Here is a 25384-nt window from a genome sequence, read left to right as displayed (position 1 = left end):
ACGTACGCGTTTGTACGTACGGCCTGGCGAAAGTCTTCGTGGTCAGCCGCGCCGCCCGACCCAGGTGGCTCCCGGGTCTGTTTTCAAGGGCTGCGCTACAACAACCGTCCCTACGCGGAACCTGCACCTTCCGGCGCCTTCGCGGCGGCGGGTCCGGCGGCCATGGATGAGCCTGCCGTGACTGCCTCGCGGTCGGGCGCGAGCGGGTCGGTCACCGTTCCGGACTCCTCGTCGAAGAGCCCCTGCGCCAGCCTGGTCACCGCTGCGGGGACCGGCGGCGCCAGGTCGGCCACAGCTCGGAGACCGGAAAGGACGTCGTCGGGTCGAACGGCGGGTGTCACGTGCCGAACAACCAGCCGCAGTATCGCACAGCGCTCAGCCTGCGGCCTATCGGCCTGTGGACGCAGCGCCCGCAGGTCTACGACGGCCTCCCGGGCGTCGAAGGTCCGCAGGCCGTTCTTGGCACGCCGCTCCACCTCCACCACCTCGGCGGCGAGGAAGGCGGTCACGGCGCGCTCGGCCTCTTCGTGCGCCACCCCGTCGAGCCGCAGCTCCCACTCGGAGGCGGTCAGCCGGTCCGCGAGCCCCGGTGTACGGGCCTCGACGGCATCGATGATGTCGAGCCCGGTGGGCAGCGACTCGTCGAGCAGTTCGCGCAGTGTGCCGGGGTCGCGCGGCGCCGCGAGGGCGATCTCCAGATACTCGGCCTCGCTGCCCGTGCCGGTGGGTGCGGCATTGGCGTAACTCACCTTCGGGTGGGGCGTGAAGCCCGCCGAGTACGCCATGGGGACGTCGGCGCGGCGCAGTGCCCGCTCGAAGGCGCGCTGGAAATCGCGGTGGCTGGTGAACCGGAGGCGGCCACGCTTGGTGTAACGCAGTCGGATGCGCTGCACGGCCGGCGCGGGCGGTGGGCCTTCGGGCTGTCGCTTGCCCAGTGGTTCTTCTCCTCGGTGCGGGGTGCGCGCGGTGGCGCACACCCTCTCAGCGCGCGGCCGACCGGGCGGTCGGCCCCGGAAAACCCGGCTCACACCTGCTTGTGCAGGGAGATCTCGGGTGCGGGTGCCGCGCCGGGGACGGTTGTTGTACTACCCAGCGTACGCGCCTCGCCGACCGGCGCCGTCACAGGCTCGGCCGGGCGGGGAGCGCCGACCAGGGCGCGCCACGCGTCGCGGCGGACCTGCCGGACGGTTTCCCCGGCGGTCCGCAGCGCGTGCCTGACCGCCCGGCCGGTCTCGACGGCGGCCTTCCTCGCCGGGGCCCAGACGCCGTCGCGCAGGACATGCCCGACCGGTGTGCACACGGAGCGGTAGAACCAGCTCACCGGCTGCCCGATCAGGATCCAGGCCAGCCATTTCAGCGCCCGGCCGACAGCGCGGGAGATCTGTCCGGCGATCCGCCAGGCGACGGAGATCGCGTCGGCGATCTCTCTCCCGGCGGGGGCGAGGACCTTCCGGTAGAACCAGCTCAGCGGGGTGATGAGCAGGGTCGTGACGAGCCACGCGAGCGCCTTCCAGATGCCGCCGATACTCAGTACGACGCCTCTGACGAGCCCGACGAGCAGCCCGGCGACGCCATGGCCGATCGGGGTGAGGACCTGTCGGTAGAGCCACACCACCGGCACCACGAGCCCGTAGTACCCGACCGGCACCAGCACATGGCGCCACAGCGCCACCCACGGCCATACGAACAGCGCCTTGCCCACCCACCCCAGGGCATGGCCGATCGGCGTGAGCAACGTCTCGTAGAGCCAGGAGCAGACGAAGGCGATGCCGTGCCCGACCGGGGTGAGGACCCGCGCGTACAGCCACACCACCGGTACGACGAAGCCGTACCGCGCCACGGGCACGACCACGTACCGCCACAGCGCCACCCACGGCCACACGAACAGCGCCTTGCCCAGCCACCCCAGCGCACGGCCGATCGGCGTGAGCAACGTCTCGTAGAGCCAGGAGCAGGCCAGTGCGACACCCCGCCCGACCGGCCGCAACACCGAGCGTTGCAGAGCCCGCGCCCCGGCGGCGAGCAGATCCCACACCATGCGTACGGGGACGACGAGAACCAGCACGACGATCCGCACCGGGATGCGGACGGCGGTGGTCAGGCAGCCCTCGCCCGGCTCGTACCGCTGCGGTGGCGGTCCGGCGACAGGGGGCTTTTCGAGGTCCATACCCGACAGGACGCGGGCGGCCCGCGTTCGGATCCCGAAACCGGCTTCGGGCCGATCGACCGCCCGCCCGGAGGGCCGGAAGCGGAAGGGGACGAACCGGTTTCTGTGGCGTGAAAACGACCGCCCGGCAGGCTCAAAAACAGCTCGGGAGATCCCGGCCCGAACGGCATCGGGGCAGGTCAGACCCGTACCTGCGAGAAGGAGTGACGCAGCTCACTCGCTTCGCGTGAATAGCCGCACAACGAACAGCTTCCCTCAACTCTCTAGCCATACGATGAATGACATTCGTGTCCCAGACGTAAGCGTGGTCGTCGGCGCCTATGAGGCGATGCCGTATCTCGTCCGCTGCCTCGAATCGGTGGAGAACCAGACCCTGGGCGCCAGACGCATCGAGATAGTCGCCGTGGACGACGGCTCGACCGACGGCACCGGGGAGTACCTGGAGAAGTTCGCCGCGAAGTCCGCCGTTCCGACCCGCGTCGTACGGCAGGCCAACTCCGGTGGGCCGAGCGGCCCGCGCAATCTGGGTCTGTCGATGGCGCGCGGACGCTATGTGTTCTTCCTCGACGCCGACGACTACCTCGGTGAGGAGGCTCTGGAGCGGATGGTCGCCATGGGCGACCGGGCCGGGACCGATGTCGTGGTCGGCAAGGTCGAAGGGGTCAATCGCGGCGCGCCCAGGTCCATGTGGGTCCGCAACGAGGAGCGCGTCGACCTATTCACCTCGCGGGTCATCTACACGCTGAGCGCGCAGAAGTTGTTCCGCCGGGATCTGCTCAGCCGTCTGGACCTGAAGTTCGACGTCGGACTCAAGACCGGCGAGGACGCCCTGTTCACCATGGAGGCGTTCCTCAGAGGGGCCGGTATCTCCGTCGTCGCCGACTACACCTGCTACTACCTGGTCGGCCGCGAGGACGGCAAGCACGTCACGAAACGCGGCGGCTACCTCCTGAGGTTCGACTCGGCGCGCACCCTGATGGAGCTGATAAGCCGCCTCGTACCCGCCGGCCCCAAGCGCGACCGGCTGATGATGCGGCCCTTCACGGTCACCCTGCTCAAGCAGTTCGGTGTGGGGCTGCTCAGACAGTCCGAGAAGGTCCAGCACCGCAAGATGGAACTCGCCGCCCCCCTGCTCGCCGAGCACTGGACCCCCGGACTGGCCAAACGGCTGCGGGTGAGTGACCGGCTGCGGCTGGAGTGCATCGCCATGGGCCGGCTCGATCTGCTGCTGGACGTCCTGACGTTCATCAAGAAGGACACCGCGCCCGAGGTCGTCCGCAAGGGCCGCGCCGGCACGACGTATCTCGCCTTCCCCCACTTCAGGGACGAGCGGGCCGGCATCACCGACGCGGCCTACCGCGTCACCGTCCCGGACTGGTCGGGCAGCCGGAAGGTCCAGCCGACCAGGACCCTGTCCAGGCGGGTCGTCCACAGACTGCGCACCCAAGTGCGGGCGCTGGCACCGAAGAAGTGACCCCGAAGGGCCGGCAACCTTACGGATCCACGTCCGTACGGTCCGCCGGCCCCCGGACTGTCACTTGACCGTCAGCGGCAGCAGCTTCTTGCCCGTCGGGCCGATCTGGATGTCAAGGTCGAGCTGAGGCCAAACACCAACTCCACAATCCACGAGAACCTTCCCTGGTCAGAGGGTTATGGGAGCTGACCTATTTGCCAACGACGGTAGACAGCGGACGCCTCACAGAAGCTGTTGTCGTTCCGATCTTGAGGGGTGCGCGTCGAACGGGAGTCTCGATCGGGTGGTTGGCGCCGGCTGCGGGCATGAAGGCAGGGCCTCTTGGTAGCTCGGGGTTGCGAAGCCAACCGGGATCCAGGAGACCCTGTTGCCGCAGTTGTACGTGCTCGCGCCGGTGGAGTTCAACTCGGTTGCACCGTCGTGTGATTGTGTCGCCCACCGGTTCGGAAACGCGGCCGATCACCCGGAACGTGTTCGGTGGTATCCCTCGGACATGACGGACGCGGAGTGGGCCGTGGTCCGACCACTGCTGCCGGTGCCGGGCTGGTTGCGTGGCCGGGGAGGGCAGCCGGAGGCGTACTGCCACCGGGCGATACTCGATCAATGCCACGAAGTTAAGGCCCAGTTGACGTTGTCAAGACCTCCGGAAGAGGGATCTTGTACGTACTCGGCGCCGTGCGGATGAGTCGGCCGTTGCGTGTCCAGTAGCAGCGCTGTGCGTTGAAGCCGCTGAGCACGCGTCCGGTGACAGTGAGGCCGAGGTTTCCTGCGATGTCACGGGCATGCGTGGCCTGGTTGGAGTTCTCCGCCAGGATCCGGCAGACCTGCCCCCAGCGGCCGGTGTCGGCCCGGTCCGGGGCATGCGCGGTGGGAAGGGCCGGTGGATGCACGGTGATCACGACGGCTGTGATCGGTGTGCTGTCTCGAGGTCGTTCGTCGCAGTTCCAGATGGCATAGCGGGACGTTCCGCACTTGACGATGCGAGCGGACAGCCGCATCCGGCGCTTGGGCAGCAACGCCCGCAGGACACGGGTGCCGTTAGGTCCGACCAGGTCGAGGCGTCCGCTCGCACCTGCGGCTGCGGACGTCCCGTCGGCGCCGCGACCCGCACCCGGGCCTCGGGCACCGACGGGTACCGCACCCGGCCGACCTGGCCCTGGGCCCAGGACACCCACAGCTACTACCTGTCCGGCAAGGACAGCGCCGCGCACTGGACCAACGACTTCCGCAGCGCCAAGGCCAACGTGCAGTTCGCGAAGGCCACCGCCGGAACATCCGGGCCCGGGGTGCAGGTCGAGTCCGACGGCCGGGACTCCGTACGCCTGGTCCCCACCCAAGCGCTCCTCGTCGACGACGCGTCCCCCGGGATCGTCTACACCGGCGCATGGACCCACGCCGACATCAGCGCCGGCTACACCGTGGGGGATCTCTTCGGCACGGAGTCGTTCACGGACGCGGCCGGGGCGACGGCGGAGCTGATGTTCACCGGCACCGGAGTCGGCTTCTACTCCGCCCTGGCCGAGAACCTGGGCATCATGAAGGTGTACGTCGACGGAACGCTCGCCGGCTCCGTCGACCTCTACGGCCCCGGGAAGTCTCCCGGCCAGCTCGTCTTCCGCAGTGCGCCGCTGCCCTACGGCGTGCACACGATCAAGATCGAGTGCACCGGCGAGAAGAACAACTGGGCGAAGGCCGCCTACGTCCTCGTCGACGCGTTCCGCGTGGTGGACCCGATCATCGACGACACCTCGCCACGTATCTCCTACAGCGGCACGTGGACGCACGCGGATGAGTCGGACGCGTGGACCAGCGGGGACCTGAACCACACCGAGTCGTTCAGCAAGACGGTCGGCGCCACCGCCTCCGCCACCTTCCAGGGCACCGGTATCCGCGTCATCCGCCCCAAGGGCCCGCGCCAGGGCATCGCCGAGATATCGGTCGACGGCGAGCCCGCGGTCCGTGTGGAGCTGCACGCCGACAACAAGCAGTACCAGCAGAAGGCGTTCGTACGGACGGGCCTGACGGACGGCGAGGAAACCATCACCGTCAAAGTCACCGGAGACAAGAACGTCAACTACCCGGACCTCGCCTGGGGCTACTACACCGATCCCTCGATCACCCTGGAGGCAGGTCAACCACGGCCCGCCTACGCCTGCTGGCCTGACGTCCAGCACACGGACAGCATCAAACACCGACCCGGACCAGGCGGACTCGGCGGGTCACCGCAGACCAGGGCCCCGAGAGCGTCCTGCGCTGGGCCGGCGAGCAGGAAGGGGGCTGCTCGCCGGCCCGCCGGGGGCTTTTCCTGACAGGGAGTCGGGAACCGGCGATCACACAGTGAAGGTCCACAGCAGATTGGTGCTGCTGTTGTAGGCCCACTGCTTGGCGACGGAGCCCTTGGCGACCTTGCCTCCACTGTCGAGGACCAGGCCGGTGGTCCGATTGGCTATCGAGTAGTGGCCGCCGCCCCGATGGGTGACCGACCACTGCTGATTGTTTCCGCCATGCCAGACGGCCTGGCGGGCGGCCGAACCGTCCACGGTGGCTCCCCAGCCATCGGCCACCATGCCGTTGGTGCGGTTGACCAGCTTGTAGTAGCCGTTTCCGACCTCCACGACCTGCCACCGCAAATTGGTGCTGCCGTCCCGTGTCCACTGCTTGAGAGGGGTGCCCGAGGGCACCTCGCCGCCCCTGTCGAGCACGAGTCCGTTCGTGACGTTGGCGATGTGGAAGGAGGACGAGGGGTCGAATTGGACCCTCAGCGAGGCGATCTGGTCATTGTTGCCCGTGACCTTGAGGTCGGGGGTGTCGGCGGTGAAGGTCCAGGAGGTTCCGGTGAAGCCGCCGCCGGAGTACCCGATGACCCTGTAACCCGAGGCGAGCTGCAAGGAGGAGAGGGAGCGTGCCGGAAGTCCGCCGGCGGCCAACTGGTCTGCGGTGTGGTCACCGACAGCGAGTGCTACATGTGCCCCCGAGTAGCCGACGTCCTGAAAGGCGACGGCACCCGTCAGCGGCTCCGGCTTGGGAATCCCGCCGGGGAAGGTCAGTTTCAGAACGTAGGCGTTGGCCTGGTAGGGCGCTGAGGACGGCAGAGCCACCCTCAGGCCGGAGGAGTCCTGAGTCGGCCGGGCCAGGTCGATGTATGTGCCGGCGGTCGTCCCGAGCAGTTGTGCGGAGGGCGGCGACGAGAGGGGGAACCGCTCCGAGCCGAGCGTCCGAATCGTCAGCGAGCTGCCCGGCCAGCCCAGGACGGTGGCGTACAGCACGTTGTTCGCCTTGTTCCGGGTGAAGCGAATGTCCTGGGCGGTTCCGGCGACGGGCTGGTGGAAGGAGCCGCCGCCCATCTTCGTCGGGCCCTCGCCGTAGACGCTCCACGCGCGGGTCTCGTAGACGGACTCCCCGAAGCGATTCAGGTGGTCGCCCATGCCGAGCAGGATGTCACGCTGCGCCTGAGGGATGGTGCCGTCGGCCTTCGGGGCGATGTTCAGCAGCACGTTGCCGTTCTTGCTGATCCGGTCGAGGAAGGAGTGCAGCATCTGCTGAATGCTGTAGTAGCGGATACCCCCTGTGTGGCTCCAGCTGTTGCTGGAAAGGCTGTCGTCCGTGAGCCAGTACGGGGTGGTGAGGTCTGCCGGGCCGCCGCGTTCGTAGTCGAAGACCTCGCCCTTGTCGTTGAAGCCGTCCTTGTAGGTGGCGACGACCTCGCGTCCCCAGTCGTCGGCCTGGTTGAAGTAGTACGACAGGAAGTTCAGCCGCTGCGTCTCGTCGACGTCGTCCAGAGCGAAGTCCTGCCACAGGATGTCGGGCTGTGCTTGGTCGACGACCTCCTTGAGCTTGTCGTACCAGAGCTGGTTCGCCTCGGCCCTGCCCTGCTGTCCGTACAGCTTCTTGAGGCTGCCGTCGGTCTGGGCGGGAGCCCATTGGTAGAAGCCGTTGAAGTTGTAGGCATGATGCATGGCCACCAGCAGCTTGAGGCCCTTGGCGCGGATGGCTGTGGTGAAGAGGCCCAGCAGGTCGAGCTTTGGCCCCTTGGCCACGGAGTTCCACTCGTTCACCTGGCTGTCCCACATGGAGTAGCCATCGTGGTGCTCGGCGACGGGACCGGCGAATCTGGCGCCGGCGTCCACGAAGAGCTGAACCCATTCGTCGGGGTCGAAATTACCGCCCTGCGACTTGAGCTTGGGGGCGAACTGGACATGGTTCCCGGACAGGTCCTTGGCTCCGTCGATGAAGTTGTGGTACGGCCAGGTCGACGGGGCGCCGTAGGTGGCGGTGTGGTGCTTGTAGGTCCCTTTGCCGAACTCGTACATGGAGCGCGGGTACCACTCGTTCCCGAATGCGGGGACGCTGAAGACACCCCAGTGGAAGTAGATGCCGAACTTGGCGTCCTGGAACCACTCGGGGGCGGGCGGGTGTTGGTCGACCGAGCCCCACGTGGGGGTGTATTCGCCTGGAGCCGCGTACGCCCCCGATGCGCCGAACACACCCCCGGCTACTGCCACCGCTGCTACGGAGGTTGCTGCGGTCAGGAACTGACGCCTGTTCATCGAACTCGACATGAATTCATCCCTTTTGTGCGGAAGGGGAGGGTGGATGAGAGCGGAGGGTGAACACGCCCGCCGTGACGGCGGCACCGCCCGACACGTACGAAGGTCGGCCATGCGGACGGCGATGTCAACGGATGTGCAGGGATGGATAACGCCGTTTGAACAGACGCGCTGACCCTTATCTAGTGACTTGTTGGCTTTCGTTCGATTTGATGCATGGGATGTTTCTTCGGAGCGCGGCACCCCGCGTCGACAGCCACCGCTCAGCCGCCTACCAATATTGGACACGCCTTCAATATCGGTAGGCTGAAGGCATGCCGAAGCCCGACAAGCGCTATGCCAAGGGCGCGCGCCGTCGTGAAGAACTCCTGGAAGCCGCAGTCGAGGTCCTGGCGGAGCAGGGCGTCGCGGGTCTCACCCACCGGGCAGTCACCGAACGAGCCGGATGCCCCTACACCTCCGTCTCCTACTTCTTCGGCACGATCGACCAACTGGCCGTCGCCGCAGTGCAGTTCATCGCGGGGAATCTCGACACCCACATGGAGACACTCGCCCAGCGGTTCGAGACCGGAGGAGTCAGCCCGGCAGACGTCGCTGCCGAGTTCTCCACGCTTCTGACCAGGTACTCGCAAGCCCTGGAACTGGCCCGCTACGAAGTGCTCCTTCATGCGGTACGGAATCCGGAACAGTCCGACGCGCTCTCCGGCATCGTCCGGAGAATGGAGCATGTTGCCGAGGTCGCCCTCCGGGCAGCGGGCGCCAGGAGGCCCGAGGCCGGCGCCCGTGCATTCGCGGCCCTGGCCGAGGGGCTCAATCTGCACCATCTCGTCAGTCCCCGACCGGACGACGTCGAGGCGGCTCAGAAGGCCTTTCACGCCATGTTCATCGCTTATGCAATGGACGATGAGGATCTGTCGTCGTGGGAAGAGCAGTTCAGGACCAGACCTTCGGAACCCCGCTCCGGATGACGGAAAGCGTTCCCCGGGCGACCTCCAGGCCGGCGGGTCGAGGATGCGATGACGCCGGGAGGCTCTCAACCATGTGGCGGGGTCTGCGGCCGGGCGGGGGAAGCTCTCTCGCCGGGCAGCAGCGCGGACGCCGCCGAAGGCGGCGGTGCACGGTGATGTATCAGGTCTCACGGCCACCCGCCGGACTCGGGTAGGCCTCGTCCGAGGAGACGAATCGGACCTCCAGCGGCATCGAACTCGCGCCGCACGGCGATGGCCATGACTGTGCGCACGGCCTCGGCGGCGTACGTACGGGGGATCGCCCGCGCCGGCGATCGACACGTCGATGTCGCCGAGGTTCGCGAACGCGAGGTCGTGGTCGTACATCAGCGCCCCGAGCGTGATCCCCACTGCGACGTGCACCGGGCCCGCCGCCCCGTCGATATCGCGTGCCGCAGCGGCGATGGCGTCGCTCGCCTCGGCCGTACCGCTCGGCCGCTCGAAGACCGCGGTGCGACAGCTCTGATCACCCGCGATGCGGACGCCGCCGCTCCGGGCGGGTCGGCGACGCGATCGCACTGACACCGTGACCCAATGTGGAAGAATCCTTCAATATTCTTCTCCTCCAGCCACCGCCGGCCGCCGCCCGCATGGGCACGACGCCGGCGGGGAGCGCTCCCGCCCCAGGATCCAGCGGCAAGACTCCAGTGCGGCTTGATTCATGGGATGGTTTACCGGGTCTCACGGGTGGACCCAAGCCCTGAAAAGTGCACATAACGCCCTCATTTACCGGCCCTGGCGCACAAGGGCTGGACAGAGACCCGCGCCTCGCCTATATATACATCCCATGTGTTCGTGGCGACTCGCTGTTGTTGCCTCGGCGAAACCTCTCCCCTCCGTTACCGAGCGAGGACACACCCATGAGACTCACCAGCCCCCTCAGATCCGCCGTCGCGGGCTTGGCCGCAGTGGCGCTGCTCAGCGCGTGCGGCAGCGGTTCCGGCAAGCCTGCCTCCGCCGACGGCAAGACGCTGGTCGGCGTCGACTACCCGCGATCCGACACCGACTTCTGGAACTCGTACATCAGGTACACGCCGAAGTACGCCAAGGAACTCGGTCTCGAGCTCAAGACCACCAACTCCCAGAACGACGTCGCCAAGCTGACCGCCAACTTGCAGACGTTCATCAGCCAGGGCGTCAAGGGCCTGGCGATGGCCCCGCAGGACACCGCCGCGATCGCACCGACGCTGGCGCTGCTGGAGGCGAAGAAGATCCCGGTGGTCACCGTCGACACCCGCCCTGACCAAGGCAAGGTCTTCATGGTGATCCGCGCCGACAACCGGGCGTACGGCGAGAAGGCGTGCAAGTACCTGGGCACCAAGCTCGGCGGCAAGGGCAAGGTCGTCATGCTCCAGGGCGACCTTTCGTCCATCAACGGCCGTGACCGCACCGACGCCTTCAACGACTGCATGAAGAAGGACTACCCGGACATCAAGGTGTTCGGAGAGGCCACCAACTGGGACGGCGCCGTCGCCGCACAGAAGCTCCAGACGGACCTGACCGCTCACCCGGACATCAAGGGCATCTACATGCAGTCCAGCTTCGCCCTGTCCGGCACGCTCCAGGTGCTCAAGCAGAAGGGCCTGCTGGTCGGCCCCGACGACAAGAAGCACGTGTTCGTCGTCTCCAACGACGGCATCCCCGAAGAGCTCCAGTCCATCGCCGCCGGAAAGATCGACGCCACCGTCTCCCAGCCGGCCGACCTCTACGCCAAGTACGCCCTGTACTACCTCAAGGCCGCGCGCGACGGGAAGACGTTCAAGACGGGCAGGACCGACCACGACAGCACCATCGTGCAGGTCCGCGACGGACTGCTCGAGGACCAGCTCTCCGCCCCGCTTGTCACCGCCGACGGCGGCACCTACGACGGCGTGCCCAGCCTCAAGAGCGACGACACGACCCTGTGGGGCAACAACGTCGGCTGAGGTACGCACGAGAATCCCCAGGCTTGCGAACACAAGGCGGTTGAAATGAGGGACGGGAAGCGAGCAGTCGCCCCCACACCCGCCCCGCCGGACGACGGACGGGCTCCAGCAGCTCCGCCCGTCGTCGAGGCGGCGGGTATTGTCAAACGATTCGGTCCGACGGTGGCCCTCAACGGCACCAGGATCACGGTCAGGCCTGGCGAGACGCACGCGCTCGTCGGCCGCAACGGTGCCGGCAAGTCGACCCTGGTGTCCGTCCTCACCGGACTTCAGGCCCCGGACGAGGGAACAGTGACCTTCGGCGGCAGCCCGGCGCCGAGGCTCACGGACCGCGACGCCTGGCGGCAGCGGGTGGCATGCGTCTATCAGAAGTCGACGATCATCCCGACGCTGAGCGTGGCCGAGAACCTCCTCCTGAACCGACACGAGCACGGCCGGGGCCGGCTGATCAGCTGGCAGGGAGTGCGGCGCCGCGCACAGGACCTGCTGTCGACCTGGTCCGTGGACGTCGATCCGCACACCCTTGCCGGCGATCTCGACGTGGAGCAGCGGCAGTTCGTCGAGATCGCCAGGGCACTGTCCTTCGGCGCGCGGTTCATCATCCTCGACGAACCCACCGCCCAGCTCGACGGCGCGGCGATCGACCGGCTCTTCGAGCGGATCCGCGAACTGCAACGCCAGGGCGTGACCTTCCTGTTCATCAGTCACCACCTCCAGGAGATCTACGAGATCTGCGACATGGTGACCGTGTACCGGGACGCGCGGCACATCCTGACCGCTCCGGTGGCCGAGCTGTCTCGTACGGAGCTCGTCGCCGCCATGACCGGTGATGCGGCGGAGGAGCGGCGCGTGGAGCGGGCGAGCACGCTCGACGCCGGCTCGACGCCGGCGCTGAGCGTCCGTGACGTCAGCGGCGACGCCTATGAGAATGTCACCTTCCAAGTGGGCGCAGGCGAGATCGTCGGGCTCGCAGGCGCCACGGGAAGCGGTCGCACCGAGCTCGCCGAGGCCGTGGTGGGACTGCGGGCCGCGGAGAGCGGCGAGATCGAGATCGCCGGTCAGCGGCCTCGCCCGGGAAGTGTCTCCGCCGCACTCGCCGCAGGCGCCGGGTTCGTCCCGCAGGACCGGCATCGCCAGGGTTTCGTCCCCGACATGTCCATCGCGGACAACGCCACGCTGTCCGTGCCGGGGCGGCTCGGCCACAGCGGCTTCATCAGCAGTAGGCGTCGGGACCGGCTGGCCGGCGAGATGATCGAGAACTTGGCGATCAAGACCCCGGGCCCCGATCTGCCCGTATCAGCTCTTTCCGGGGGCAACCAGCAGAAGGTCGTCATGGCCCGCGCCCTCGCCGACGACCCCAGGCTGCTGGTGCTGATCAACCCGACCGCGGGCGTGGACGTGCGCTCCAAGGAATTCCTCCTCGGCAAGGTCGAGGAGATCGCGGACACAGGCACCGGAGTGCTCATCGCCTCCGATGAACTGGACGACCTGCGTATGTGCGACCGGGTCCTGGTGTTGTTCCAGGGCCGAGTAACCGAAGCGATCTCCCGCGGCTGGCACGACCACGATCTCGTTGCCGCGATGGAAGGGGTGGAGCTCGATGCCTGAAACCGTCCTGGCGGACACACCAGCCGCGAAGGCCAAGGAGCCGCAGGCCAAGCGGACCGTACTGATCGGAGGCCGTATCCCGCTGGCACGGCTGCGCGACCTTGCCCTCGTGCCGGCCATCGTGGTGATCGCGATCGTCGGCCAGATCGTCAACCCGGTCTTCCTGCAGGCCGACAATCTGGTCAACGTCTTGCAGACCATGTCCGAGATCGCCCTGTTGGTCCTCGCCCAGACGATGATCCTGATCGTGAAGAAGATGGACTTGTCTCTGGAGTCCACCATGGGCCTCGCGCCCGGCGTCGCCGCCTGGCTGGTGGTACCGACCGGCGCGGGACACGGACTGGGTCTTCTCCCCGGGGGCTGGGCGATCCCTGTCACGCTTGCCGTGGGCGCACTCGTCGGCGTGCTCAACGCGTTGCTCATCAACCGCTTCGGCCTGAACGGCTTCATTGTCACACTCGGCATGCTGATCGTCCTGCGCGGTGTCCTGACCGGGATTTCCGGGGGCCAGACGTTCTTCCAACTGCCGCAGTCGATGCTCTACCTGGGCAGCGTCGCATGGCTCGGTATGCCCGCGTCGGTCTGGATCTGCCTGGTGCTGTTCGCCGTCGCCGTCGTTGCCCTGGGCTGGACCAGCTTCGGCCGCTCGCTGTACGCCATCGGCGGCAACGTCGATGCGGCCAGGGCCGCCGGTATCCGCACCGACCGGGTGCTGTGGATCGTTCTCGTCAGCGGAAGCGTGCTCGCAGCGCTCGCCGGACTCCTGCTGTCCGGGCGGCTCGCCTCGGTGGCCTCCGCGCAGGGCAACGGCTACATCTTCACCGTCTTCGCCGCCGCCGTCATCGGCGGGATCAGCCTCAACGGCGGCAAGGGCACCATGTTCGGCGCCTTCAGCGGCATCCTGCTGCTGTTCATGATCCAGAACGTCCTCACCCTGGCGGGCGTCCCCGCCCAGTGGATCGGAGCCCTCAACGGCCTGATCATCCTGGTCGCGCTGACCATCTCACGCATCACGGGCGGCAAGGTCCAAGAGTGAACCCGGCGGCCGTCGACGGCCCTCATGGGCGGGCGCACGGCCGCCGTGCACCCTGCCGCCCACCCCTCTCGACGCAGGGGACCCGCCTCCCCTGCCCCATAGGAGCTGTCATGCCCTCCCCTTCCGCTGACCCCGGGTCCGCCCGGATCACCGCCCTCGACGTCCTCGACGTGCGGTTCCCGACGTCCGAGCACCTGGACGGGTCGGATGCCATGAACCCCGAGCCCGACTACTCCGCCGCCTACGTCGTCCTGCGCACTGACGTTGGCGACGGCCTGGAGGGACACGCCCTCGCCTTCACCACCGGGCGGGGCAACGACGCACAGGCGGCAGCCATCGCGACGCTCGCCCCGCACGTGGTCGGCCTGTCCGTCGACGAGGTCTGCGCGGACCTCGGAACCTTCGCGCGCACGCTCGTCCACGACCCCCAACTGCGCTGGCTGGGACCGGAGAAGGGCGCGATCCACATGGCCACCGGCGCTGTAGTGAACGCCGCCTGGGACCTGGCGTCCAAGCGGGCGGGCAAGCCGGTGTGGCGGTTCCTCGCCGAGATGACGCCCGAGGATCTGGTGGCCCAGGTCGACTTCCGCTGGCTCAGTGACGCCCTCACCCCCGAGGACGCGCTGGAAATCCTGCGCCGTGCCGGGCCGGGCCGCCAGGAGCGCATCGCCCTTCTGCTGGAGCGCGGCTACCCCGCCTACACCACCACCCCCGGCTGGCTCGGCTACTCCGACGAGAAGCTGTCCCGGCTCGCCCGGGAGGCCGTCGCCGACGGCTTCACCCAGATCAAGCTGAAGGTGGGTGCATGCCTGGAGGACGACGTGCGGCGCCTGCGCATCGCACGCGAGACCGTCGGTGACGACATACGCATCGCCGTCGACGCCAATCAGCGGTGGGACGTCCAGCCCGCCATCGACTGGATGCGCGCACTGGCCCCCTACGACCCGTACTGGATCGAGGAACCCACATCCCCGGACGACATCCTCGGCCACGCCACTGTCCGCGAGGCGCTCGGCCCCATCAAGGTCGCCACCGGCGAGCACATCGCCAACCGGGTCGTCTTCAAGCAGTTGCTCCAGGCGCGCGCCGTGGACATCGTGCAGATCGACTCGGCGCGGGTGGGCGGCATCAACGAGAACATCGCCATCCTGCTTCTCGCCGCCAAGTTCGGCATCCCGGTCTGCCCGCACGCCGGTGGTGTCGGCCTGTGCGAGATGGTCCAGCACCTGTCGATGTTCGACTACGTCGCCGTCTCCGGCACCGTCGAAGACCGCGTCATCGAGTTCGTCGACCATCTGCATGAACATTTCGTCGACCCGGTACGCGTGGAGCGCGGACACTACCTGGCCCCTGTGCTCCCCGGCCTCGGCGCCGAGATGCACCAGGACTCGCTCAAGAAGTACACCTACCCCGACGGCCCGGTCTGGTCGTCCCGTGTCTGAGAGCAGTGGGGCGCCGGAGATGCGGCTGGGGCCGGCCGGCGGGCTGGTGGACGCACACCACCACGTGTGGAATCCGGACCGGCTGCCCCAGCCCTGGCTCGACGAGCCCGGGCACGAACCGATCCGCCGCACCTTCGGCATGTCCGACCTGCACGTCGCAGCGACGCGGGCGATCGCCGGCCGGCGGCTGGAGTGCACGGTGGTGGTCCAGTGCGTGGCCTCCGTGACCGAGACCCGGGAACTGCTCGCCCTGGCCGACACCGACCCCGACACCGACCCCGAGATCGGAGCGGTCGTGGGCTGGGCCGATCTCACCTCCCCGGCCGTCGGCGAGGTACTCGACGACCTGAGCTCCGGGCCGGGCGGCCGGTACCTGCGCGCCCTGCGGCACCTCGTCCAGGACGAACCGGACCCGCAGTGGCTGCAACGTCCCTCCGTGGAAAGAGGGTTGCGAGCGGTGCAGGAGCGCGGGCTGGCGTACGACGTGCTGATCCGTAGCCACCAGTTCGACCAGGTCGTTCGACTGGCCGAACGCTTCCCCGGCCTGCCGCTCGTCCTCGACCACGCGGGCAAGCCCCCCATCGCCCAGGGTGAACTGAGCACCTGGGCGGCGGATGTGCGCAGGCTCGCGGCGTACCCCCAGGTGCGGTGCAAGGTGTCGGGACTGGTCACCGAGGCCGACCACCGGACATGGGCGACCGACGGCATCCGGCCCGTGTGGGAGGTCCTGCTGGCAGCGTTCGGCCCCGACCGGCTGATGTTCGGTTCCGACTGGCCCGTCTGTGTTCTCGCTGGCGGCTGGGACCGGTGGGCCACCACCGTGGACGAACTGCTCGACGACTGCTCGCCTGCCGAGACCTCGGCCGTCCTCGCCGGCACCGCGACCAATTTCTACCGCCTGAAAGCGGCCCTTGAGCGGGACGGGGGGACACCATGCTCCTGACCAGCCTGCTCCACCCCGGCATCCTGCACGCATTGGCTGGCGCCGGTCACGGCGCCCGGGTACTGCTCGCCGACGGCCACTACCCCGCGAGCACCGCCACCGGGGAACGCGCCCGGACCGTCCACCTCAACCTGACACCGGGCCTGTTGGACGTCACCACCGTCCTCGACGTGCTGCTGGGCGCCGTGACCGTCGAGTCGGCCCAGGTGATGGTGCCACCCGAGGGCGAGCCGGAACCGCCGGCCGTCGCCGAATACCGGAAGCGTCTGGCGCCCGCCCCAGTCGGAGCCCTCGGCCGCTTCGAGTTCTACGACGCCGCCCGCTCACCCGACGTGGCACTGACGATCGTCACCGCCGACATCCGTACCTACGCCAACCTGCTGCTGACCATTGGCGTCAACGCGGAAAGGACCCTGAGAGCACGATGACAATTGCTGTTCGTTACACAGCCGCCTTTACCTTGGAGACCGTTCACGCCGGGGCCGGCTGCCCGGGCCCCGGTGAGGTGGAACTGGCCCCCGCCTACGTCGGCATCTGCGGCACCGATCTGCACATCTTCCACGGAGACATGGACGCCCGTGTCAGCGCCCCGGCCGTCCTCGGACACGAGATGTCCGGCCGTGTCGTACGCGTCGGACCGGGCGTCGAGGGGTGGAGCCCCGGCGACGCGGTGACCGTGATGCCGCTGCGCTGGGACGGCACCTGCCCCGCGTGCCGCGCCGGCCACCAGCACGTCTGTCAGCACCTCGACTTCATCGGCATCGACTCGCCGGGCGCCATGCAGCAGCGCTGGATCGTGCCTGCCGCCGCCCTGATCCGGCTGCCCGGTTCCCTGCCCCTGGACCAGGCCGCACTCGTCGAACCCACCGCCGTCGCCGTCCACGACGTGGCCCGCGCGGCCGTGCGGGAGGGCGAGCGGGTCGTCGTGGTCGGCGGCGGGCCCGTGGGCATCCTGATCGCGCTGGTCGCTCAAGCCGCCGGCGCCGGCGTACGGGTCGTGGAACTCAGCGCCCACCGGCGCGCGCTCGCCGGGGAACTGGGGCTGGAAACCTGGGATCCGGCAGCCGACGACGTCCCCCGACTGGTGAGCGAGTGGACCTCGGACGCCGGAGCGGACGTGGCGTTCGAGGTGTCCGGTGCGGCGGCCGGCGTACAGACGGCGGTCGACGTGCTCGGGGTGCGCGGCCGGCTGTGCCTCGTCGCCATCCACCCTCACCCCCGCGAGGTGAACCTGCACCGCTTCTTCTGGCGTGAACTCACTCTCGTCGGCGCTCGGCTGTACGACCGCTCCGACTTCGAGCGCGCCGTGGCACTGGTCGCCGACGGCACGATCCCGGCCGGGCGGCTCATCAGCAAGATCGTGCCGCTCATCGAAGCGCACACCGCCTTCCACGCCCTGGAAGGTGGCGGTGACGTGATGAAGATCCTGGTGGACTGCACTGACGACACTCAGGGAGTGGCCGCATGAACGCCTTCGACGTCAGCGGGAAGCTCGCCGTCGTCACCGGAGCCCGGCGCGGCATCGGCCGTGCCATGGCCCGGGCGCTCGCGGAGGCGGGCGCGGACGTCATCGGTGTCAGTGCGAACCTGGAGCCGACCGGCAGCGGTGTCGAGAAGGACGTGCTCGCCGCGGGTCGTACCTTCGAGGCCGTCCGCGCCGACTTCGCCGACCCCGAAGCCGTGCGAGATCTCGGTGAGCTTCTCGCCGCGCGCGTACGGCCGGTGGACATCCTCGTCAACAACGCGGGCACCATCCGCCGTGCCCCGGCCGTCGAACACACCGACGCGGACTGGGAACTGGTCCTTCAAGTCAACCTCAACGCCCAGTTCGCGCTCACCCGCGCCATCGGCGCGGCGATGGTGGCCCGAGGTCGGGGAAAGATCATCTTCACTGCCTCGTTGCTGAGCCACCAGGGTGGAGTCACGGTTCCCGGATACACCGCTGCCAAGCACGGCATCGCCGGACTGACCAAGGCACTGGCCAACGAGTGGGCCGTGTACGGCGTCAACGTCAATGCCATCGCCCCGGGATACATCGCCACCGACAACACCCAGGCCCTGCGGGACGATCCCGTACGCAGCAAGGCGATCCTGGACCGCATCCCGGCAGGCCGCTGGGGCACCGCGGACGACCTGGCGGGCGCCGCGGTCTTCCTCGCCTCGGACGCCGCCGCGTACATCCACGGCACCCTGCTGCCCGTCGACGGCGGATGGTTGGGCCGATGAGCGACACCGGCCTGGCCTCCGTACTGGCCGGCGCACGGTTCATACCGGTGCTGACCGTGCCGGACGCCACCATGGCCTGCCCCCTGGCCGAGGCCCTCAGCCTGGGCGGCGCCCGCTGCGGCGAGATCACCTTCCGCACCCCCGACGCCGAGCAGGCGCTCAAGGCGATGGCGGCACACGGCGAACTGGTCGTCGGCGCCGGCACGGTGCTCACGGCCGAACAGGCCGAGCGCGCCGTGGCGGCCGGGGCCCGCTTCGTGGTCACGCCCAGCTTCGACGAAGAGGTCGTCGCGAAATGCCGGGAGCTGGGGGTGCCCGCGGTGCCCGGCATCGCCACCGCGACCGAGCTCGCGTGTGCCCTGCGGGCCGGCGCCGACACCGTCACGCTCTTCCCCGCCGAGCCCCTCGGCGGCATCCGAATGCTGCGCGCGCTTGCGGCCCCTTCCCGCAGGCGCGATTCGTGCCGACCGGCGGCATCGGCGCCGCCCAGCTCGCCGGCTACCTCGACGAGCCTGCGGTACTCGCCGTGGGAGGCAACTGGACGGCGACCTCCGAGCACCTGGAGCGGGGCGACTACGAAGAGATCCGCCGACTGACCGCCGACGCGGTTGAAGGGAGCACGATGTGACCGACGTCGTGGCCCTCGGTGAGGTGATGCTCCGCCTCGACCCGGGCGAAGGACGTATCCGCACCGCCCGTTCCTTCCAGGTGTGGGAGGGCGGCGGCGAATACAACGCCGTCCGCGGACTGCGGCGCTGCTTCGGCCTGCGCACGGCGGTCGTGACGGCCCTGGCGGACAACGCGGTGGGCCGCCTCATCGAGGACCTGATCCTGCAGGGTGGCGTCGACACCTCTCTCATCCGCTGGGTGCCCGACGACGGGGTGGGGCGCGCTGCCCGGAACGGTCTCAACTTCGTCGAGCGAGGCTTCGGTATCCGGGGCGCGCTCGGCGTCAGCGATCGAGCCGACACCGCCGTCTCCCATCTGCGCAAGGGTGACATCGACTGGGAGGCGGTCTTCGCGGCAGGGCCGCGGTGGTTCCACACCGGTGGCATCTTCGCCGGGCTGTCGGACACGACGGCGGACGTGGCCGAGGAGGCCATGGCGACCGCGCGACGGCACGGCGTCACCGTGTCGTACGACCCCAACTACCGGCCGAGTCTGTGGCACGGCAGGGGTGGTGCGGCCAGGGCACGCGAGGTCGATCTGCGGCTGGTAAGGCATTCCGATGTCGTGGTGGGCGCCCTGGCCCTGTCAGGACCGCGGCCCGGAGAGGAACGGCTGCCCGCCGGCGCCGTACCGGAGGCGCTCGCGGAGGTGTCGGACCTGGTCCCCGGCGCCAGGCTGCCGGCAACGACCTTGCGCGGGGTGCCGTCGGCCGGCGTCAACGACTGGTCCTCGGCCGCATGGTCCGCCGAGACCGGATTCGTCGCCGGTCCCCGGATGCCGGGTCTGCACGTCCTGGACCGCATCGGTTCCGGCGACGGCTTCGCCGCCGGTCTGATCCACGGTCTGCTGACCGGGCACGGCCTGTGGCCGGGTCCGTTGACGGCTCCCTGCCTGGAGCGCGCCCTTGCCTACGGCACCGTTCACGGCGCGCTCACCATGACCACGCCCGGCGACGTCTCCATGGTCTCGCTCGCCGAGGTCGAGGCGTTCGTCAACGGTGGCTCGGCCGCAGTCAGACGCTGACCGGCCGACGCACTGCCAGATCACCGCAGTAACGAGGAGCGACGTTGCGACATCAGACAATGGGACCGCGCACGATCACGAGTACCCCCGTCGAGCTCACTCCGCTCGGCTTCGGAGCCTCCGGCATCGGCAATCTCCACAGAGTCACCCCTCCCGGCGACGCGGAGGCCGCGGTCGGGGCGGCCTGGGCGGCGGGCATCCGCTACTTCGACACGGCGCCGCACTACGGGCTCGGCCTCTCCGAGCGCCGCTTGGGCGCGGCCCTGCGGGACCGGCCACGGGACGCGTACGTCGTCTCCTCGAAGGCCGGCCGCCTGCTCGTGCCCAACGAGCAGCCGCGTGGCGTCGACGACGAGGGCTTCATAGTGCGGGACGACCTTCGCAGGCAGTGGGACTTCAGCCATGACGGAGTGCTCCGCTCCATCGAGGAGTCATTGGAGCGCACGGGCCTGGACCGCCTCGACGTCGTCTACCTTCACGACCCTGACGACCAATGGAGGCAGGCGGCCGGCGAAGCCATGCCGGCCCTGGCGGAACTGCGCGACCAAGGGGTGATCGGCGCGATCGGCGCCGGGATGAACCAGTCGGCCATGCTCGCCCGCTTCCTGCGGGAAACCGCGGCGGACGTGGTAATGCTCGCCGGGCGGTACACACTCCTCGACCAGTCGGCGCTGGACGATGTGCTGCCGGCCGCCCTGGAGTCGGGCAAGAGCGTGGTGGCGGCCGGAGTGTTCAACTCGGGACTGCTGTCCCGCGACGTGCCCGCCGCAGGTATGACGTACGACTACCGGCAGGCACCGCAGCCCCTGGTCGCGCGCGCCCTGGCGATCGCCGACGTCTGCGCCACGCACGGAACGGTCCTGCCCGCCGCCGCGATGGCCTTCCCCCGCACCCACCCCAGTATCATCAACGTCACCCTTGGCATGCGAACCCAGGAACAGGTCGAACGAAACGTGCGTCTCCACCATCAGCACGTCCCCGAAAGCCTCTGGGACGATCTCCGCGCCCGAGGACTGATCAGACGGGACGTGCCGACGCAGAGCGGCCAGGGGAGGGGGTCGCAGTGTCCCTGACCGACAAGGCCATCGCGAAGATCCGCGAGCTGATCCGCACCGGCGCCCTGCCTCCCGGATCGAAACTCCCTCCTGAGCCGGACCTGGCCGCCCAGCTCGGCCTCTCCCGTAATCTCGCCCGCGAAGCGGTCAAGGTACTGTCCGTCGCCCGAGTGCTGGAAGTCCGACGCGGTGACGGCACGTACGTGACCAGCCTGCAGCCGAGTCTCCTCCTGGAGGGCCTAGGCGGAGCGGTGGACCTCTTGCAGGGAGACTCGGCCGCCCTGCAGGACCTCATGGAAGTACGACGACTCCTCGAACCGATCGCCACCGGCCTGGCCGCCACCCGCATCTCTGACGAGCAACTGGCCACAGTGAAAACCCACTTGGACGCCATGCGCGAAGCGCACGACGATGTCGAGCAGCTCAACACCCACGATGCCGCTTTTCACCGCGCCGTCATCGCGGCCACGGGCAACGAGTCGCTACTCACCCTCCTGGAGGGCATCTCAGGGCGCACACTGCGGGCCCGCATCTGGCGTGGACTGGTCGACGACCAGGCCGCAGGCCGGACCCTGGCGGAACACGAGGCGATCTTCCAGGCCCTCTCCACCGGCGACGCCTCCCTCAGCCAGGCCGCCGCACTGCTCCACGTGAGCAACACCGAGCAATGGTTGAGAGAGCACTTGCGCTCCAACGAGAACTTCCCCTACGAAGCGATGGAACAGGACTGACTCCGGCACATCACGCGGAGGGCCGGGGCACCGGGTCGGTGGGAACCTGGCAGCGGACCCAGATGGCTCCTGCCAGGCCACGCGCCAGTGCATCGGGCTTGAGCAGGATGAGTGTGCGCTCGACAGTTTGTGCCTGATCCTGGACCATTGACTCCCTTTCGCCACCGGGCCTCTGCTTTCTCAGGAAGATCTTGGTCGATCCCCTGGATAGCAGAGGCCCGTCTCGTACACACTCGCGCTTGACAACGTCAACTGGGCCTTAACTTCGTGGCATTGATCGAGTATCGCCCGGTGGCAGTACGCCTCCGGCTGCCCTCCCCGGCCACGCAACCAGCCCGGCACCGGCAGCAGTGGTCGGACCACGGCCCACTCCGCGTCCGTCATGTCCGAGGGATACCACCGAACACGTTCCGGGTGATCGGCCGCGTTTCCGAACCGGTGGGCGACACAATCACACGACGGTGCAACCGAGTTGAACTCCACCGGCGCGAGCACGTACAACTGCGGCAACAGGGTCTCCTGGATCCCGGTTGGCTTCGCAACCCCGAGCTACCAAGAGGCCCTGCCTTCATGCCCACTGTTCGCGGAGAGCGCACTCGCGACGCGCCTCACAGTCGCATCTGTTCGGCCGCCTGTTCCCACAGGTCAGGAGCCCTTCTTGACCGTCAGCGGCAGCAGCTTCCTGCCCGTCGGGCCGATCTGGATGTCAAGGTCGAGCTGAGGGCAGACGGACACAGCCCCAAAACAAGAACAGCCCCCCATCCATCAAGGATGAGGGGCTGTTGCGTACGTCAGAACTGGTCGGCGAACTCGTCCTCACGGACCACCAATCGCTCACGCACGTCGGCGGGGATGATCAACTTCAAGTGAACCTTCGGCGCCCGGACCTTCGGCATCTTCGTGCGTGTGACCTCGCACTTGATCCCCACGCGAAGGAGGTCGGCAGACATCGCCTCCATCCCGCCGGCCTCCCACTGTTCACGGAACGTCTTGCCGTTGTGGACGCTCACCCAACGGTCCTGCGCAGTGTCGGGGTCGATCTTCTGGAGATCGCCAATCATCTTGTCGAGCGTTTCCTCAGCCTTCTCCCGAGTGAACCGCGCCTTCGTGTAACGCCCGCCCGGCTCAAGCTCCTTCATGTAGTGGGTGATCGCATCCTCCAGCCGCTTCATCTCCTTGCGCGCCTCGGCGCCTTGCGCGTACTCGCGCACCCGAACCGGCTCATCACCGAGCACCTTCAGAACGTCCGCGACGACTCGCTCGTACACCGACATGGGGTGCGGGGCTCCGAGCCCACCGCTCTTGCACTTCTGGCACCGCAGGTAGCGGTACTCGCCGTGACTGTTGCAAGTGACCTGCACAGTCATGTTCGAGCCGCAGTCCGAGCAGATCAGTACGCCCAGGAACTTCGTCGCACCCCGCGTCCGCCGCGGCTGCGTCTTCCCTCGGCGGTCGATCGCCACCTGGAGTGTGTCGAACTCCTCCTGGGTGAAGATCGGCTCCGCGACCTTGACGTAGTTACCATCGCGCCCGATCACCAGCTTTGAGCGCCGTACGCCGCCGTCCTTCTCCTCTTCTACTCGGAGCCCCAGGAGACCGGGGTTCCGAAGCCGCCGGAGCAGGGTGGTGCTGGTCAGGCCCTCGCTCATGAGTCCCGAACGCTTCAATCGGACGACCATGCGGGTGGCGGACACGCCACGCAGAGCCATGCGTCGGGCCCAGTGCAGGGCCTTGTAGGCGTCCTCGTCGATGACGAGGACGACCTTGCCCTGATCGTCATCCGCGGTTACGTATCCGTACGGCGGCTTCCCCACAAGCCACTCGTCTTGGGTCTTCGTGTAGTCCCAGAGGCTCGCCACTCGGGTGCTGGTGTTCGCCGCCTCGATCTCGGCGACTCCGCCGATGATGGTGACCATGATCTTCCCTGCCGTCGTGGTCAGGTCGATCGTGTCGTGCTTGGACACCAGGTTCTTGCCATACTTCAACGACCAGTTCATCATCACGTTCAGGTCATTCAGGTTTCGGATGAAGCGGTCGAGCTTCCAGAACCAGAGGACGTCGAACTCTGGAGTGCGGTCGTTGAGCCACTTGCCGAGCGCCTTGCGCTTCCACGGCGGAACCTTCGTGGCCGACACGTTGAGGTCGCTGGCCACACCCACAATTCGGTGCCCCTTGGACAACGCCTCCTGTCGGAGATCGAGTTCCTGACGTACGGGCGAGGTGGTGTCGTCAGTGAAGACGGACAGCCGTACCGAGAGCAGGGCGCGGAGAGCGTCGTCTGGAAGCAGCGCTTCCCGCGCCTTCAGATCCGCCAGCAAGGCGAGGTCCGACTCAGTCCATTCGTTGTCAACGCTGTAGGCGACCCGTTCCGACGCAGGCCGACGCTTCGGACGCTTCAACATGGCGTCAGATCAGACTCGGGTCGTAGGAGGACTCGTTGCCCTCGTCATCCACAACGACGATCTCGCTCTCGATCACGATGGTGCGAACCAGATCTGCGCCGCCGTCGCTCTGGTACTTCAGGTCAGGCACTGCTCAACTCCTCGCTCTCGATGTCGTCGCAATGTCGTTGCTGGTGGTGAGCCGCCTCTGCTTCGGGCAGAAGAAGAACTCGCGGTGCCCCTTCTCCGGGCATGTACCGATCGCCGAGCGGATGGAGTCACTGCACTCGCACACTCCCCGGCCCTTCTCCCACTTCACGCGACCTGCCTGGTGTCGTACGACTTGCGGTTCTCGCTGGTCAGGTGCCAGCGCCCGAGTTCGCAGTCGTAGACGCGATGCTCGATGTGCTGCCCTCGCCGAGTGCCGGCGGCGTCGGCCCTCCGGTTCCTCTTTGCTCGGGCCCGACCAAGGGCCCTCTCCGCGTCTCGCTCGGTGGCCCAGCCACGCTTGATGCCACACTTGCACATGATCCAGTCAGAGCTCATTGATCGATTTCCCCGTCCCCTTGCTGGCCGCCTTCCTGGCGGGCTTCTTCTTGTTTGGGTCGTCCTTGCGGAACTTCGAGCAGGAGCACGCCTCCAGGTGGCACTTGCCGCGGCTTGCGCCCTCGATCGCATGCGTCCATGGGGCGTGCCCGCAACCCTCCGCGTAGCAGTAGCCGGGCCAGCTCGTCTTGCCGTCGTGGTTCGCGAGCAGCACGCCCGAGGAGGTGATGGGGACCGGCCGGCCAGTGCCGCCGAACGACATCCTCTTGGCGAAGGCTTCCGCCTCGGCGATCGAGCCGAACGGGCCCATGTTCAGGCCCTTCGAGCCGCCGGCCCAGGTGTGCACCAGTACCACCAGGTCGCGCATCTGCACGATCTCGGCGACTTCCTTGATGACCGCCTTGGCCAGTTGCTCCGGGCTGTCGAAGGTCGGGTCCTCCAGGATCTCGACGACCCTCTGAATCTCGTGCGTTCTCGGGGTGAGCCTCACTCGCCGCTGACTCTCAGGTACTTCATTTCGGGGCCCCTTCCGTCCTGGCTGCCATCGTCAGGGCCGGAGCGCCATCTCCGGCCGACTCCCCTCCGGGAGTTTCGGCTCGTTACA

At 68.0% G+C, this 25384-nt stretch carries 21 protein-coding genes, 1 other RNA gene and 4 pseudogenes; 17 read left to right on the top strand and 9 right to left on the bottom strand.

Features of this window, described 5'->3' with window-relative positions:
• Positions 1 to 110: 110 nt before the first annotated feature.
• A complete protein-coding gene (locus OG329_RS30080; protein WP_405799534.1) occupies positions 111 to 893 on the bottom strand; it encodes a TIGR03936 family radical SAM-associated protein in 783 nt (260 codons plus the stop codon).
• Between the two features lie 131 nt (positions 894 to 1024).
• Complete coding sequence (locus OG329_RS30075) at positions 1025 to 2167, bottom strand: hypothetical protein (protein ID WP_405799533.1); 1143 nt, start codon at positions 2165 to 2167, stop codon at positions 1025 to 1027.
• A gap of 274 nt (positions 2168 to 2441) precedes the next feature.
• Here OG329_RS30075 and OG329_RS30070 point away from each other — a divergent pair, with 274 nt between their 5' ends.
• The 3 genes and pseudogenes from OG329_RS30070 (at position 2442) to OG329_RS30060 (ending at position 5950) form a co-directional block, all read left to right on the top strand.
• Entirely contained in the window at positions 2442 to 3641 is a 1200-nt protein-coding gene (locus OG329_RS30070; RefSeq protein WP_405799532.1) for a glycosyltransferase family 2 protein, read from the top strand.
• Positions 3642 to 4035: 394 nt separating this feature from the next.
• A pseudogene (locus tag OG329_RS30065) lies at positions 4036 to 4242 on the top strand (IS5/IS1182 family transposase); the annotation flags it as partial.
• A gap of 283 nt (positions 4243 to 4525) precedes the next feature.
• Complete coding sequence (locus tag OG329_RS30060; protein WP_405799531.1) at positions 4526 to 5950, top strand: hypothetical protein; 1425 nt, start codon at positions 4526 to 4528, stop codon at positions 5948 to 5950.
• A 21-nt stretch (positions 5951 to 5971) separates the two neighbouring features.
• On the opposite strand, the gene OG329_RS30055 is transcribed toward OG329_RS30060, so the two are convergent.
• Complete coding sequence (locus OG329_RS30055) at positions 5972 to 8200, bottom strand: alpha-L-fucosidase (protein WP_405799530.1); 2229 nt, start codon at positions 8198 to 8200, stop codon at positions 5972 to 5974.
• A gap of 302 nt (positions 8201 to 8502) precedes the next feature.
• Here OG329_RS30055 and OG329_RS30050 point away from each other — a divergent pair, with 302 nt between their 5' ends.
• The 14 genes and pseudogenes from OG329_RS30050 to OG329_RS29985 all read left to right on the top strand — a co-directional run bounded on the left by OG329_RS30050 (position 8503) and on the right by OG329_RS29985 (position 21853).
• On the top strand, positions 8503 to 9156 hold the full coding sequence (locus tag OG329_RS30050; RefSeq protein ID WP_405799529.1) for a TetR/AcrR family transcriptional regulator: 654 nt from the start codon (positions 8503 to 8505) through the stop codon (positions 9154 to 9156).
• Positions 9157 to 9414: 258 nt separating this feature from the next.
• The gene (locus OG329_RS30045) at positions 9415 to 9717 is read left to right on the top strand and encodes a hypothetical protein (protein ID WP_405799528.1); all 303 of its coding nucleotides are present in this window, start codon (positions 9415 to 9417) and stop codon (positions 9715 to 9717) included.
• 338 nt (positions 9718 to 10055) lie between these two features.
• A complete protein-coding gene (locus OG329_RS30040) occupies positions 10056 to 11120 on the top strand; it encodes a sugar ABC transporter substrate-binding protein (RefSeq protein ID WP_405799527.1) in 1065 nt (354 codons plus the stop codon).
• 45 nt (positions 11121 to 11165) lie between these two features.
• A complete protein-coding gene (locus OG329_RS30035) occupies positions 11166 to 12728 on the top strand; it encodes a sugar ABC transporter ATP-binding protein (protein ID WP_405799526.1) in 1563 nt (520 codons plus the stop codon).
• Positions 12721 to 13764, top strand: coding sequence for an ABC transporter permease (locus OG329_RS30030; RefSeq protein ID WP_405799525.1), 1044 nt, complete (start codon positions 12721 to 12723; stop codon positions 13762 to 13764). Before OG329_RS30035 ends, OG329_RS30030 begins: the two co-directional genes overlap by 8 nt.
• A gap of 110 nt (positions 13765 to 13874) precedes the next feature.
• Positions 13875 to 15206, top strand: a complete 1332-nt coding sequence (locus OG329_RS30025) for an enolase C-terminal domain-like protein (protein WP_405799524.1) — start codon at positions 13875 to 13877, stop codon at positions 15204 to 15206.
• A gap of 19 nt (positions 15207 to 15225) precedes the next feature.
• Positions 15226 to 16149: an amidohydrolase family protein gene (locus OG329_RS30020; protein ID WP_405802092.1), complete on the top strand. Its 924-nt coding sequence runs from the start codon at positions 15226 to 15228 to the stop codon at positions 16147 to 16149.
• The gene (locus OG329_RS30015; protein WP_405799523.1) at positions 16140 to 16577 is read left to right on the top strand and encodes an RbsD/FucU domain-containing protein; all 438 of its coding nucleotides are present in this window, start codon (positions 16140 to 16142) and stop codon (positions 16575 to 16577) included. Before OG329_RS30020 ends, OG329_RS30015 begins: the two co-directional genes overlap by 10 nt.
• Positions 16574 to 17617 carry a zinc-binding dehydrogenase gene (locus OG329_RS30010; RefSeq protein WP_405799522.1) on the top strand — a complete coding sequence of 348 codons (1044 nt, stop codon included), beginning with the start codon at positions 16574 to 16576 and terminating at the stop codon, positions 17615 to 17617. Before OG329_RS30015 ends, OG329_RS30010 begins: the two co-directional genes overlap by 4 nt.
• Complete coding sequence (locus OG329_RS30005) at positions 17614 to 18375, top strand: SDR family oxidoreductase (protein ID WP_405799521.1); 762 nt, start codon at positions 17614 to 17616, stop codon at positions 18373 to 18375. The genes OG329_RS30010 and OG329_RS30005 overlap by 4 nt, the downstream gene beginning before the upstream one ends.
• Positions 18360 to 19003: pseudogene (locus tag OG329_RS30000) on the top strand (bifunctional 4-hydroxy-2-oxoglutarate aldolase/2-dehydro-3-deoxy-phosphogluconate aldolase). Before OG329_RS30005 ends, OG329_RS30000 begins: the two are co-directional and overlap by 16 nt.
• Entirely contained in the window at positions 19000 to 20067 is a 1068-nt protein-coding gene (locus tag OG329_RS29995; RefSeq protein ID WP_405799520.1) for a sugar kinase, read from the top strand. Before OG329_RS30000 ends, OG329_RS29995 begins: the two are co-directional and overlap by 4 nt.
• Before the next feature lie 59 nt (positions 20068 to 20126).
• On the top strand, positions 20127 to 21140 hold the full coding sequence (locus tag OG329_RS29990; RefSeq protein WP_405802091.1) for an aldo/keto reductase: 1014 nt from the start codon (positions 20127 to 20129) through the stop codon (positions 21138 to 21140).
• The gene (locus tag OG329_RS29985) at positions 21131 to 21853 is read left to right on the top strand and encodes a FadR/GntR family transcriptional regulator (protein WP_405799519.1); all 723 of its coding nucleotides are present in this window, start codon (positions 21131 to 21133) and stop codon (positions 21851 to 21853) included. The genes OG329_RS29990 and OG329_RS29985 overlap by 10 nt, the downstream gene beginning before the upstream one ends.
• Before the next feature lie 52 nt (positions 21854 to 21905).
• On the opposite strand, the pseudogene OG329_RS29980 reads toward OG329_RS29985, so the two are convergent.
• From OG329_RS29980 to OG329_RS29955, 6 genes and pseudogenes are all read right to left on the bottom strand, one after another.
• Positions 21906 to 22001 (bottom strand): annotated as a pseudogene (locus tag OG329_RS29980) (nucleoside-diphosphate kinase); the annotation flags it as partial.
• A gap of 128 nt (positions 22002 to 22129) precedes the next feature.
• A pseudogene (locus OG329_RS29975) lies at positions 22130 to 22336 on the bottom strand (IS5/IS1182 family transposase); the annotation flags it as partial.
• Between the two features lie 308 nt (positions 22337 to 22644).
• Positions 22645 to 24255, bottom strand: coding sequence for a recombinase family protein (locus OG329_RS29970; RefSeq protein WP_405799518.1), 1611 nt, complete (start codon positions 24253 to 24255; stop codon positions 22645 to 22647).
• Positions 24256 to 24259: 4 nt separating this feature from the next.
• Positions 24260 to 24385: a hypothetical protein gene (locus OG329_RS29965; protein WP_405799517.1), complete on the bottom strand. Its 126-nt coding sequence runs from the start codon at positions 24383 to 24385 to the stop codon at positions 24260 to 24262.
• 384 nt (positions 24386 to 24769) lie between these two features.
• Positions 24770 to 25270 carry a hypothetical protein gene (locus OG329_RS29960; RefSeq protein WP_405799516.1) on the bottom strand — a complete coding sequence of 167 codons (501 nt, stop codon included), beginning with the start codon at positions 25268 to 25270 and terminating at the stop codon, positions 24770 to 24772.
• A 42-nt stretch (positions 25271 to 25312) separates the two neighbouring features.
• Positions 25313 to 25377, bottom strand: an RNA gene (locus OG329_RS29955) — hammerhead ribozyme type II.
• Positions 25378 to 25384 lie beyond the last annotated feature (7 nt).

This window comes from Streptomyces sp. NBC_01506, assembly GCF_045040295.1.
Classification (GTDB): domain Bacteria; phylum Actinomycetota; class Actinomycetes; order Streptomycetales; family Streptomycetaceae; genus Streptomyces.
The sequence above is the reverse complement of the archived record's forward strand: the minus strand, read 5'-3'. Positions and strand labels throughout refer to the sequence as shown.